The organism is Ancylobacter aquaticus, assembly GCF_004339465.1.
In the GTDB taxonomy this organism is placed as follows: domain Bacteria; phylum Pseudomonadota; class Alphaproteobacteria; order Rhizobiales; family Xanthobacteraceae; genus Ancylobacter; species Ancylobacter aquaticus.
In genome coordinates this window covers 1,959,945-1,971,668 of the sequence record NZ_SMFY01000001.1, presented here as the reverse complement: position 1 = coordinate 1,971,668, position 11,724 = coordinate 1,959,945, and the positions used below count along the sequence as shown (strand labels likewise).

The following is an 11,724-nucleotide window of genomic DNA, read 5'->3' as shown; positions in this document are numbered from 1 at the left end:
GCGACCCCTGACGCGGGCCGGTTCGCTCAAACCTGCGCGGCCTCGCCCCGCCCACCGGTCGCCGCGACGGCGAGTCCGCCCGCTTCCTCGATGAAGCGCGCCACCTCGGCGACGCCATCGCCCGCCCGCACATTGGCGAAGACGAAGGGGCGGCGTCCGCGCATGCGGCGCGAATCCCGGTCCATCACCTCCAGCGAGGCGCCGACATACGGCGCGAGATCGATCTTGTTGATCACCAGCAGGTCCGAACGGGTGATGCCGGGGCCGCCCTTGCGCGGGATCTTCTCGCCGGCGGAAACGTCGATCACATAGATGGTGAGATCGGCCAGTTCCGGCGAGAACGTCGCGGCGAGGTTGTCGCCGCCGGATTCGATGAGGATCAGGTCGAGCCGGGGAAAGCGCCCGCGCATCTCGGCGATGGCGGCGAGATTGGCAGAGGCGTCCTCGCGAATGGCGGTGTGCGGGCAGCCCCCGGTCTCCACGCCCATGATGCGGTCCGCCGGGAGAGCCCCGGCGCGGGTGAGGATTTCCGCGTCCTCCTTGGTGTAGATGTCGTTGGTGATGGCCGCGAGGTCGTAGCGCTCGCGGAAGACCCGGCACAGCGCTTCCATCAGCGCTGTCTTGCCCGAGCCGACCGGCCCGCCAATGCCAACCCGAAGCGGGCCGCTGGTGTCGTGCGCCATGGAATTCCCCTTCGCTTCAGCTTCGGAACAGCCGCGTGTACTGCGTCTCGTGGCGCATCGACGCGATATCGGATTTCAGTGCCGCCCCACCCAGCCTGTCGAGCGTGACGCCCACCACCTGCGGCGCGACCTCGCGCACGGTCCGCGTTGCCGCCGCCAGCGCCCGGTTGCCGTCGGTCTGGCCAAGCGGCACGAGGCGCACGGCGGCGGAGATCAGATTGGCCGCCACTGCGTTGAGGTAGAGGGAGAGCGTCGCGGGCAGCGGCAGGCCATGCGCGGCGGCGGCGATACCCACGGCGACGGGATAGGCCACGCGGCCGTCCCAGATAGCCATTAGCCTGTCCAGAGCCGGCGCCGGCCAGGCGGCACGGGTGGCGGCGAGGAAGGCGTCACCCTGGTTCAGCGTTTCCATCTGCCGCTCGCGCGACGGGGCGAAGGCGGCGGCGAGTTCCAGGACATCGCGCAACCGTTCGTCATCGCCCGCGCGCACCGCCTCGAAGCTGTGTGCCATCAGAACCGCATCGGCGAAGGGGCCGCCATGGCGAAGCAGATCGTCGACCCACCCGGTCAGCGAGGCGAGATCGCCGACAACCTGCGTCTCGACCGCCCATTCAAGCCCGTGCGAATAGGCGAAGGCTCCCACCGGATAGGCCGGCGAGAGCCAGACGAACAGCGCCAGAAGATCGGGCGAGCCGCCGTCCGGCGCCGAAGCGGCCTCGCTCATGGTTGCGTCCTAGTGGCCGTGCTTGTGGTCGTGACCATGGGCATGGCCGTGATCGTGCGCATGACCATGATCGTGAGCATGGTCGTGCCCGCAGCCGCAGTCCGCCCCGTGCTCATGGGCCGGCGCTGCGGCCTGTACATGCAGCACGTCGCGCGCCGGGGCGTGCGGCGGCTCGTGCCCGTGCGGCTCGTGGCCGTGAGGCTCGTGCCCGTGATCATGGTGCCCGTGCTTGTGCTGTTCATGCCCATGGCGCTCGTGCCCGTGATCGTGGCCGCAGCCGCAGTCATCACCGTGCACATGCTCATGCGCCTTGTGCCCGTGCGCGCCATGGTCGTGCGCCTCGGCGGCCTCGTAGGCGCCGCCCTCGGGCTCGAAGGCCGCCTCGACAATCTCGACGCTGGCGCCAAGGCCGCGCGCCATCTCCTCCAGCACGCTGTCGCGGGCGATGCGGATGCGGTCGGCCAGAAGCTCCGCCGCCACATGCCGGTTACCCAGGTGCCAGGCAAGGCGGGCAAGGTGATGGGCGTCGCGCGCCACGATCTCCGCCACCGGCTCCTCGGCCGCGACCACCGCGACAACGCGATCGTCGTCGAGCTTCAGCCCGTCGCCGTCCTTCAGCCGCGTCGCCTCGGCAAGATCCAGCAGGAACGCGACGTCGCCCTCGCCGCGCATGGCGATGCGCCGGCGGTAGCGCCCGTCATGGGGCAGCACGACACGGTCGGCAGCGGTGGCGGCATCCCAGCTACCAGCGGGAAGAATCTGGCGGGCACGGATCATGATAAAACTCCGGGTGGGGGCGCGCTCTGTTCCGACATCCTTCGAGGCCGACCAGAGGTCAGCACCTCAGGATGGCGTTGCTTCCGGCGCTACGTCATCTTGAGGCGCGAGCGCCGCGAGCCTGGAAGGATGCCGGAACGGAGCACTTTCCCCACACTTAGAACAGGAAGTAGCGCTGCGCCATGGGCAGTTCGGTGGCCGGTGCGCAGGTCAGCAATTCGCCATCCGCCCGCACTTCATAGGTTTCCGGGTCGATCTCCAGCTGCGGGGTCGCGTGGTTGTGAATCATCGACGCCTTGGAGAGGCCACCGCGCACATTCTCCACCGCCACCGTGCGCTTCTCCAGCCCGAGCTTGTGGCCGACATTAAGGTCGATCGCGGCCTGCGAGACGAAGGTGAGGCAGGTCGCCGTGCGTGCCTTGCCATAGGCGCCCCACATCGGGCGGTAATGCACGGGCTGCGGGGTCGGGATCGAGGCGTTGGGGTCGCCCATGACAGCCGCGACGATGGTGCCACCCTTAATCACCATGTCCGGCTTAGTGCCGAAGAAGGCAGGCGACCACACGACGAGATCGGCCAGCTTGCCGTTTTCCACCGAGCCGATATGGCGCGAGATGCCGTGCGCGATGGCGGGGTTGATGGTGTATTTGGCGATGTAGCGCTTGGCGCGGGCATTGTCGTTGCGCTCGGAGTCGCCCGCCAGCACGCCCCGCTGCAGCTTCATCTTGTGCGCGGTCTGCCAGGTGCGGGTGATGACCTCGCCGAGCCGGCCCATGGCCTGGCTGTCGGAAGAGATCATCGAGATCGCGCCCAGATCGTGCAGGATGTCCTCCGCAGCAATGGTCTCCTTGCGGATACGGCTTTCGGCGAAAGCGAGGTCCTCGGCGATCAGCGGGTCGAGATGGTGGCACACCATGAGCATGTCGAGATGCTCGTCGAGCGTGTTGATGGTGAAGGGCCGCGTCGGATTGGTGGAGGACGGCAGCACGTTGGGCAGGCCGACGACCTTCATGATGTCGGGCGCATGACCGCCGCCGGCGCCCTCGGTGTGGAAGGCGTGGATCGTGCGACCCTTGAACGCGGCAATTGTGTCCTCAACGAAGCCGCTCTCATTAAGCGTGTCGGTGTGGATCATCACCTGAATGTCGTACTCGTCCGCCACCGAAAGGCAGTTGTCGATCGTCGCCGGCGTCGTGCCCCAGTCCTCGTGCAGCTTGAGCGAACAGGCGCCGGCCTCGATCTGCTCGACCAGCGGGCCGGGAAGCGAGGCGTTGCCCTTGCCGGAAAGCGCGAGATTGACCGGAAAACTGTCAAAGGCGCGCAGCATCATTTCGATATGCCACGGGCCGGGCGTGCAGGTGGTGGCGTTGGTGCCGGCCGCCGGGCCGGTACCGCCGCCCAGCATGGTGGTGACGCCGCTCATCAGCGCGTGCTCGATCTGCTGCGGGCAGATGAAATGGATGTGGCAGTCGAAGCCGCCGGCGGTGATGATCTTGCCCTCGCCCGCGATCACTTCGGTCGACGCGCCGATGACGATATCGACGCCGGGCTGAATATCCGGGTTGCCGGCCTTGCCGATGCCATGGATGCGCCCGTCGCGAATGCCGATATCGGCCTTCACGATGCCCCAGTGGTCGAGGATCAACGCATTGGTGATGACGGTGTCGACCGCCCCTCCGGCGCGCGTCACCTGCGACTGGCCCATGCCGTCCCGGATGGTCTTGCCGCCGCCGAACTTCACCTCCTCGCCATAGACGGTGAAATCCTTCTCCACCTCGATGACGAGGCAGGTATCGGCGAGCCGCACGCGGTCCCCCGTGGTCGGGCCGAACATTTCGGCATAGCTGGCGCGGGACATCTTGATGGACATGGAGCGATCCGTTTCGGCAAACGTTGAGGCGCAGGGCGCGGCACTATCTTCAGGCGAGAGACGTCACAGCTTGCCCATCACGTCCTGGCGGAAGCCGTAGACCTCCCGTTTGCCGGCGAGAGCGACCAGCCTGACCTCCCGGCTCTGGCCCGGCTCGAAGCGTACGGCGGTGCCCGACGCGATGGCCAGGCGCATGCCGCGCGCCTTGTCCCGCTCGAAGGCGAGCGCCGGGTTGGTCTCGAAGAAATGGTAGTGGCTGCCGACCTGGATCGGGCGGTCGCCGGTATTGGCGACGGTGACGGAGACGAACGCGCGGCCGGCCAGCAGTTCGATCTCCCCCTCCTCCAGCAGCATTTCGCCCGGCGCCCCGGCGCCGTGGCTGGAGGCGATCGGCTCATGCACGGTGACGAGCTTGGTGCCGTCGGGAAAGGTCGCCTCGACCTGGATCTCGACGATCATCGCGGCCACGCCCGGCATCACCTGGTCGCCGGTCAGCACCGTGGTGCCGAGCGTCATCAGCTCGGCCACCGTCCTGCCGTCGCGCGCGCCCTCCACCACCACATCGGTGATCAGCGCCACCGCCTCGGGATAGTTGAGCTTCACGCCACGCTCCAGGCGGCGGCGGGCCACCTGGGCGGCCATGGCGACGAGCAGCTTGTCCTTCTCGCGCGGGCTGAGGTTCATCGGTGCGTCTCCGGCTCTTCAAAAGCGAATTTCAGTTCAAACAACAAGCGGCTTGCATCAGGAGTGCCAGATGCGCGGCACCTCGCCGACACCCAGCGCGGCGATCGCCCGGCGGATCGCGGTCTCAAGCGGCGCGCCGTTGCGGGCGAGCAGGCGCACGGAGATCATCCCGTCCCACGCGCTCGCCCCGGCATCGAGGCCATCGGGGAGTTCGCGTGCCATGCCATCCGGCCCGCTTTCCCCCAGGCCGAGCGCCGCGCGCACATCGTCCAGCCGGCCCTCCGCATCGGGCGACACCAGCAGCAGCGTCGCGAAGGCCGCCCAGCCCCCAGCCGTGGCGGGCCGGTCAAGCGTGGCCGCGATGTCGCCATCGAGCTGCAGCCCATCGGCATAGATCAGTCGCCCGCCGCGGCGAATGCGCCAGCGATCGTGCAATTGGCCATAGGAGAGCCGCTCGCCGCGCGCCGTGCGCCCCAGGATGACCGGCTCGACCAGCAGAAGCTGGGCATCGGGCGCCATTTCGGCAGCGATGGAGCGTTCGACCCGCGCGCCATCGAACACAATGGTCGCCTGCGGCATCCAGTGAAGGCGGGCGCCGGTCTCCGCACTCAGCTCGACAGCAATCCGCGAGAGCGCGCCATCCGAGCGATAGATCTTCTCCGCCGCCTGGGTCGTGACCACAAACTGGGCATCGCGCCCGGCATGAAGGCAGCTGTGCGAAGCGTCGCCACCGGCAAGACCACCGCCAGTGTTGATCATCACCGCTTCCAGCGCCCCCCCGCGCCGGCCGGAACGCGGAAAGCGCACCCGGGCGAAACCTTCCTCCTCGATCCGCCCGCGCACCGTGCGCCCGTCCAGCGCCCGCGCCTCGACCAGAACGCGCCCTTGCCCGCGCCGCTCGACCGGGATGGTGGCAGCGGCAGTGTCAGACAGCAATGCGGTTACGAACATCGGGATCCTCAAGGGCGGCACCGTCGCCCGACATCACCACCGCCCCGCGCTCCATCACGATGAAATGGTCGGCGAGTTCCTTGGCGAAGTCGAAATACTGCTCGACCAGCACGATGGCGATGTCGCCCTTGGAGCGCAAGTAGCGGATGGCGTTGCCGATATCCTTGATGATGGAAGGCTGGATGCCCTCGGTCGGCTCGTCCAGCACCAGCACCTTGGGCCGCATGGTCAGCGCGCGGCCGATGGCGAGCTGCTGCTGCTGGCCGCCGGAAAGGTCGCCGCCGCGCCGGCGCATCATCGAATCCAGCACCGGGAACAGCGAGAACACGTCGTCGGGTATGAAACGGTCCGCGCGCTTCAGCGGCGCAAAGCCGGTTTCCAGATTCTCCGCCACTGTCAGAAGCGGGAAGATCTCGCGGCCCTGCGGCACGAAGGCGATGCCGCGCCGCGCCCGCTCGGAAGGGGCCATCGTCGTGATGTCCTCGCCGTTGAAGCGGACCGATCCCTTGGCCACCGGCGCCTGCCCGACAATGGCGCGCATCAGGCTGGTCTTGCCCACGCCGTTGCGCCCCAGCACGCACGTCACCTTGCCGGGTTCGGCGGTAAGCGAGACGCCACGCAGCGCCTGCGCCGCGCCGTAGAAAAGGTTGATGTCCTGAACTTCCAGCATGAGCCTTCAGCGCCCCAGATAGACTTCGATGACGCGCTCATTGGCGCTGACCTGGTCGAGCGTGCCCTCGGCCAGCACCGAGCCTTCATGCAGGCACATGACCCGCACGCCGAGATCGCGCACGAAGGTCATGTCGTGCTCCACCACCACCACCGAATGGCCGTTGGCGTTGATTTCGCGCAGCAGTTCGGCGGTCTGGGCGGTCTCGGCGTCGGTCATGCCGGCCACCGGCTCGTCGACCAGCAGCAGCTTGGGATCCTGCGCCAGCAGCATGCCGATCTCCAGCCACTGCTTCTGCCCGTGCGAGAGCGCGCCACCGAGCCGGTCGCGGTGCTCCGTCAGTCGGATCGTCTCGAAGATCTCGTCGATACGCTCGCGCGCCGCCGCGCTTTCGCGGTGGAAGATGTTCGGCAACGCCCGGCGCTGGCCCTTCAGCGCGAGGCGCAGATTGTCGAGGACCGTATGGTTCTCGAAAACCGTCGGCTTCTGGAACTTGCGGCCGATGCCCAGCGTGGCGATCTGCGTCTCGTCCAGCTTGGTCAGGTCGGTGGTGCCGCCATTGAAGAACACGTCACCCCGGTCGGGGCGGGTCTTGCCGGTGATGACGTCCATCATCGTCGTCTTTCCCGCGCCATTGGGGCCGATGACGGCCCGCATCTCGCCGGGGTCGACGGTGAAGGACAAAGCGTTGAGCGCCCTGAATCCGTCGAAGGTGACGGTGACGGCGTCGAGGTAGAGGAGCGCTTCGGTCAGTTCCTTTTTGGCGGCGGGTGCCGGCTCGGCGGCGGTAGTGGGTTCAGGAATGGCGATGTCGGTCATTTCGGCTTCCCTTACTCGGCCGGCCGAGGCGTGGCGAGCGGTTCGTCGGGAATATCGTCATGCTGCCGGCGCTTCTCGCGCCAGTCGTAATAGGTGCCGACGATGCCCTTGGGCAGGAACAGGGTGACGGCGACGAACAGGCCGCCGAGCATGAACAGCCAGTAGGGCGCGAGCATGCCGGAGGTGAAGTAGGTCTTGGCGTAGTTCACCAGCACCGCCCCCAGCGCCGCGCCCACCAGCGTGCCGCGCCCGCCCACCGCCACCCAGACGATGATCTCGATCGAATTGGCCGGCGAGAATTCCGAGGGGTTGATGATGCCGACCTGCGGCACGTAAAGCGCGCCGGCGATGCCCGCCAGCATGGCCGAGACGACGAACGCCACCAGCTTGTAGTTCTCCGCCCGGTAGCCGGTGAAGCGCACCCGCGTTTCCGCATCGCGGACGGCGACCAGCACCTTGCCGAAATGCGAGCGCACGAGGAAGCGGCACAGGATATAGCCGAGCCCCAGTGCCAGCGCCGAGAGCACGAACAGAGTCAGCCGCGTCCCGTCCGCCTGGATGTTGAAGCCGAGAATGTCCTTGAAGTCGGTAAGCCCGTTATTGCCGCCAAAACCCATGTCGTTGCGGAAGAACGCCAGCAGCAGGGCGAAGGTCATCGCCTGGGTGATGATGGAAAGGTACACGCCGGTGACGCGCGAGCGGAAGGCGAACCAGCCGAACACCAGCGCGAGAAGGCCCGGCGCCAGCAGCACCATCAGCGCGGCGAAGGGGAACATGTCGAAGCCGTACCAGAACCACGGCAGCTCCTTCCAGTTGAGGAACACCATGAAGTCCGGCAGGACAGGGTCGCCATAAACCCCGCGCGTGCCGATCTGGCGCATCAGATACATGCCCATCGCATAGCCACCGAGCGCGAAGAACGCGCCCTGGCCCAGCGAAAGAATGCCGACATAGCCCCAGATGAGATCGACCGAGAGCGCGAGAAGCGCATAGGTCAAATACTTGCCGAGCAGCGAGACCACATAGGTCGGCACGTGCACGGCCGAATCCGGCGCGGCGTAGAGGTTGAGCACCGGTACCAGCACCGCCGCAACAAACAGCACGGCGAGGAAGATGAGGCCGCTGGTGCCCAGCAGCGCGGGCTGACGTGTCATGCTCATAGGGGACGTACTCATGCTGCGCGTACTCATGTCTCGATCGACCTCCCCTTGAGGGCGAAGAGACCGCGCGGCCGCTTCTGGATGAAGAGGATCACGATCACCAGCAGCGCGATCTTGCCGAGCACGGCACCGGCATAGGGCTCCAGCAGCTTGTTGGCGACGCCCAGCGTCATGGCGCCGACCAGCGTGCCCCACAGGTTACCGACGCCGCCGAACACCACGACCAGGAAGCTGTCGATGATGTAGCTCTGCCCAAGGTTTGGCGACACGTTGTCGATCTGGCTGAGCGCCACGCCCGCAATGCCGGCAATGCCCGAGCCGAGGCCGAAGGTCATGGCGTCCACCCAGTTCGTGCGAATGCCCATCGAAGCGGCCATGCGGCGGTTCTGGGTCACGGCCCGCATTTCGAGACCGATGCGGGTCAACCGCAGGGTCGCGAGCAGCGCGAAGAACACAAGGAGCGCAAAGACGATGATCCACAGCCGGCCGGAGGTGATCGAGAGATGGCCGATCTCAAAACTGCCGGACATCCAGCTCGGCGCGCCGACCTCGCGGTTGGTGGGCCCGAAGATGGTGCGGATCGCCTGTTGCAGGATCAGCGAAATGCCCCAGGTGGCGAGCAGCGTCTCAAGCGCCCGTCCATAGAGGAAGCGGATCACCGTCCGTTCGATGAGGACGCCGATCAGCCCGGTGAACAGGAAGGCGAGCGGGATGGCGATCAGCAGCGAGGCGTCGAACAGGCCGGGATAGGAGGTGCGGATCACCTCCTGCACCACGAAAGTGGTGTAGGCGCCGAGCATCACCATCTCGCCATGCGCCATGTTGATGACGCCCATCACGCCGAAGGTGATGGCGAGGCCGATGGCGGCGAGCAGCAGCACCGAGCCGAGCGACAGGCCGTACCAGACATTCTGCGCCATGCCCCACATGGCGAGATTGCGCTCGATGCCCTCGATCGCCACGGCGGCGGCCTGCTTCACCTCGGGCGCCGCGCTTTCGGGCACGGAACGCAGGATGGCGAGGGCGTCCTGGTTGCCCTCGGCTCCGACCAGTTCCACGGCGGCGATCCGCTCGGCCGGGGTGATGCCTTCCTTGGCGATCAGGATCGAGGCGCGGGCGAGGTTCATCGCCGACTTCACCTTCGGGTCGCTCTCCTTCGCCAGCGCCATCTCAAGTGCCGGCAGCGCCGCCTCGTCGCGCGAGCGGCCGACCGCCAGCGCCGCTTCCCGACGCTTGCCCGCATCGGGGCTCACCAGCGAGAGCGCGCCATTGGCGGCCTCGATGGCGCGGCGGACACGGTTGTTGACGCGCACCGGCTTGACGGCGGGCGCATCGGCGGCGGGCTGCATCGTCAGCGGATCGAGCAGCGCGCCGCCCGGCCCTTCGATGAAGACACGCGGCGGCAGGCCGCCGAAAACCAGCTTGCCGTCGGCGAGCGCCGACACGATACCGGCGGCGGCAGGACTGCCGCTCAGCGCCAGCGCGCCAAGCGCGGCTTCGGTATCGTCATATTTGTTGGTGGTGAGCTGGCTCAGCGCGGCGCTGATGTCCTGTGCCTCGGCACGCTGCACGAGAGCGGCGGCGAGCAGCAGGGCGAGCGCGGAACAGAGCACGCGAGCGAGGCGGAAAAGGCGGGCGCTTGAGGTCATCATCGTCCGTCGATGTGGCGCTGGGGATGGCCGGAGCAGAACGCCGGCGGCGACGGGGTACGCGTTACGCGGGAAGTGGTGGGCAGCGGAACCGGGCGACGACGCGCTATGCGCGGCACGCCCTCACCGAATTCGCTGGCCTGATGGTGACCCGGCATCGAGCCGGGGGCCGGCCGCCGCGGAGGACGGCCGGATGTTCAGGGCGTATCAGGCGGGAGCGCGCGGCCCCCGCCTGCGGGCCGGCCTTACTGGCCGGCGCCGCCGCACTTGCCGGTCTTGACGTTGAAGTTGCCGCAATTGAGCGGCTTGCGCCAATCGGCGATCAGGTCCTTGGAGCCTTCGAGATAGGGGGACCATTCTTCGGCGACGATCAGGCCGGGGGTCTGCTCGACGATGTCGAACTGCCCGTCTTCCTTGATCTCGCCGATGAGCACCGGCTTGGTGATGTGGTGGTTCGGCATCATGGCCGAGAAGCCGCCGGACAGGTTCGGCACGGTGATGCCGATCAGCGCGTCGATAACGGCGTCGGCGTCGGTGGTGCCGGCCTTCTCGACCGCCTTGACCCACATGTTGAAGCCGATGACGGTGGCCTCCATCGGGTCGTTGGTCACGCGCTTGTCGTTCTTGGTGTAGGCCTGCCACTTCTTGATGAAGTCGGCATTCTCCGGCACGTCGACCGACTGGAAGTAGTTCCACGCGGCGAGATGGCCGAGCAGCGGCTTGGTGTCGATGCCGGCGAGCTCTTCCTCACCCACCGAGAAGGCCACGACCGGAATGTCGGTCGCCTTGATGCCCTGATTGCCGAGTTCCTTGTAGAACGGCACGTTGGCGTCGCCATTGATGGTGGAGACGACAGCGGTCTTCTTGCCAGCCGAACCGAACTTCTTGATGTCCGCCACGATGGTCTGCCAGTCGGAATGACCGAACGGCGTGTAGTTGATCATGATGTCTTCTTCCTTGACGCCCTTCGACTTCAGATAGGCTTCAAGGATCTTGTTGGTGGTGCGCGGGTAGACATAGTCGGTGCCGGCGAGAACCCAGCGCTCGACATCTTCGTTGGCCATCAGATAGTCGACGGCGGGGATCGCCTGCTGGTTCGGGGCGGCGCCGGTGTAGAACACGTTGCGCTCGCTCTCCTCGCCCTCATACTGGACCGGGTAGAACAGGATGCTGTTCAGTTCCTTGAACACCGGCAGCACGGACTTGCGCGACACCGAGGTCCAGCAGCCGAACACGACCGCGACTTTTTCCTTGGCGATGAGTTCGCGGGCCTTTTCGGCGAAGAGCGGCCAGTTCGAGGCCGGATCGACCACGACGGCTTCCAGCTTCTTGCCGAGGACGCCGCCGGCAGCGTTCTGCTCCTGCACCATGAACAGCACGGTGTCCTTCAGCGTGGTTTCGCTGATCGCCATGGTGCCGGACAGAGAATGCAGCACGCCGACCTTGATCGTCTCCTGAGCGCTCGCGACGCCACCTCCGGCCAGCGCCAGCGCAGCCGCACCCACAAGCGCGCGACCGGCCATGCGCCGGGCATGCGTGAACATGTTCAGCATCTTAATTCCCTTCTGGAGTACACACGCAGGACCCCCGTCCGCGTGCCGGAAGGAACGTGTGCAACGTGCGTGCCAAAGGCGGGAATGGGGCGTTGGCGGGACTTGCCGATGTTTGCATCATGGCGATCGCGCCGCTATTCGCCGAAAGTGCCTAATTGTAATGCAACGCTTGGCGATAATGCGC

At 66.8% G+C, this 11,724-nt stretch carries 11 protein-coding genes; all 11 read right to left on the bottom strand.

Annotated features, from left to right (window positions below):
- Positions 1 to 26: 26 nt before the first annotated feature.
- Positions 27 to 683 (bottom strand): urease accessory protein UreG, encoded by a 657-nt coding sequence (gene ureG, locus EV667_RS09090; RefSeq protein ID WP_131834907.1) that lies wholly within the window; start codon positions 681 to 683, stop codon positions 27 to 29.
- 16 nt (positions 684 to 699) lie between these two features.
- The gene (locus tag EV667_RS09085) at positions 700 to 1,407 is read right to left on the bottom strand and encodes an urease accessory protein UreF (RefSeq protein WP_131834906.1); all 708 of its coding nucleotides are present in this window, start codon (positions 1,405 to 1,407) and stop codon (positions 700 to 702) included.
- Between the two features lie 9 nt (positions 1,408 to 1,416).
- A complete protein-coding gene (locus tag EV667_RS09080) occupies positions 1,417 to 2,184 on the bottom strand; it encodes an urease accessory protein UreE (protein WP_131834905.1) in 768 nt (255 codons plus the stop codon).
- A gap of 157 nt (positions 2,185 to 2,341) precedes the next feature.
- Positions 2,342 to 4,054 carry an urease subunit alpha gene (gene ureC, locus EV667_RS09075; protein WP_131834904.1) on the bottom strand — a complete coding sequence of 571 codons (1,713 nt, stop codon included), beginning with the start codon at positions 4,052 to 4,054 and terminating at the stop codon, positions 2,342 to 2,344.
- 63 nt (positions 4,055 to 4,117) lie between these two features.
- On the bottom strand, positions 4,118 to 4,738 hold the full coding sequence (locus tag EV667_RS09070) for an urease subunit gamma (RefSeq protein ID WP_131834903.1): 621 nt from the start codon (positions 4,736 to 4,738) through the stop codon (positions 4,118 to 4,120).
- A 57-nt stretch (positions 4,739 to 4,795) separates the two neighbouring features.
- The gene (locus EV667_RS09065) at positions 4,796 to 5,689 is read right to left on the bottom strand and encodes an urease accessory protein UreD (protein WP_131834902.1); all 894 of its coding nucleotides are present in this window, start codon (positions 5,687 to 5,689) and stop codon (positions 4,796 to 4,798) included.
- A complete protein-coding gene (urtE, locus tag EV667_RS09060; protein WP_131834901.1) occupies positions 5,664 to 6,359 on the bottom strand; it encodes an urea ABC transporter ATP-binding subunit UrtE in 696 nt (231 codons plus the stop codon). The genes EV667_RS09065 and urtE overlap by 26 nt, the downstream gene beginning before the upstream one ends.
- A 6-nt stretch (positions 6,360 to 6,365) precedes the next feature.
- Positions 6,366 to 7,178 (bottom strand): urea ABC transporter ATP-binding protein UrtD, encoded by an 813-nt coding sequence (gene urtD / locus EV667_RS09055; RefSeq protein ID WP_245516048.1) that lies wholly within the window; start codon positions 7,176 to 7,178, stop codon positions 6,366 to 6,368.
- 11 nt (positions 7,179 to 7,189) lie between these two features.
- Entirely contained in the window at positions 7,190 to 8,332 is a 1,143-nt protein-coding gene (gene urtC, locus EV667_RS09050) for an urea ABC transporter permease subunit UrtC (RefSeq protein ID WP_131835091.1), read from the bottom strand.
- A gap of 32 nt (positions 8,333 to 8,364) precedes the next feature.
- On the bottom strand, positions 8,365 to 9,987 hold the full coding sequence (urtB, locus tag EV667_RS09045) for an urea ABC transporter permease subunit UrtB (RefSeq protein WP_425359024.1): 1,623 nt from the start codon (positions 9,985 to 9,987) through the stop codon (positions 8,365 to 8,367).
- A gap of 245 nt (positions 9,988 to 10,232) precedes the next feature.
- Positions 10,233 to 11,510, bottom strand: a complete 1,278-nt coding sequence (urtA, locus tag EV667_RS09040) for an urea ABC transporter substrate-binding protein (RefSeq protein ID WP_245516089.1) — start codon at positions 11,508 to 11,510, stop codon at positions 10,233 to 10,235.
- Between the last annotated feature and the right edge of the window lie 214 nt (positions 11,511 to 11,724).

Excerpts from the sequence above, each read along its gene's own strand:
- ureG (WP_131834907.1), bottom strand. The coding sequence starts at position 683 with ATGGCGCACGACACCAGCGGCCCGCTTCGGGTTGGCATTGGCGGGCCG.
- EV667_RS09085 (WP_131834906.1), bottom strand. The coding sequence starts at position 1,407 with ATGAGCGAGGCCGCTTCGGCGCCGGACGGCGGCTCGCCCGATCTTCTG.
- EV667_RS09080 (WP_131834905.1), bottom strand. The coding sequence starts at position 2,184 with ATGATCCGTGCCCGCCAGATTCTTCCCGCTGGTAGCTGGGATGCCGCC.
- ureC (WP_131834904.1), bottom strand. The coding sequence starts at position 4,054 with ATGTCCATCAAGATGTCCCGCGCCAGCTATGCCGAAATGTTCGGCCCG.
- EV667_RS09070 (WP_131834903.1), bottom strand. The coding sequence starts at position 4,738 with ATGAACCTCAGCCCGCGCGAGAAGGACAAGCTGCTCGTCGCCATGGCC.
- EV667_RS09065 (WP_131834902.1), bottom strand. The coding sequence starts at position 5,689 with ATGTTCGTAACCGCATTGCTGTCTGACACTGCCGCTGCCACCATCCCG.
- urtE (WP_131834901.1), bottom strand. The coding sequence starts at position 6,359 with ATGCTGGAAGTTCAGGACATCAACCTTTTCTACGGCGCGGCGCAGGCG.
- urtD (WP_245516048.1), bottom strand. The coding sequence starts at position 7,178 with ATGACCGACATCGCCATTCCTGAACCCACTACCGCCGCCGAGCCGGCA.
- urtC (WP_131835091.1), bottom strand. The coding sequence starts at position 8,332 with ATGACACGTCAGCCCGCGCTGCTGGGCACCAGCGGCCTCATCTTCCTC.
- urtB (WP_425359024.1), bottom strand. The coding sequence starts at position 9,987 with ATGACCTCAAGCGCCCGCCTTTTCCGCCTCGCTCGCGTGCTCTGTTCC.
- urtA (WP_245516089.1), bottom strand. The coding sequence starts at position 11,510 with ATGGCCGGTCGCGCGCTTGTGGGTGCGGCTGCGCTGGCGCTGGCCGGA.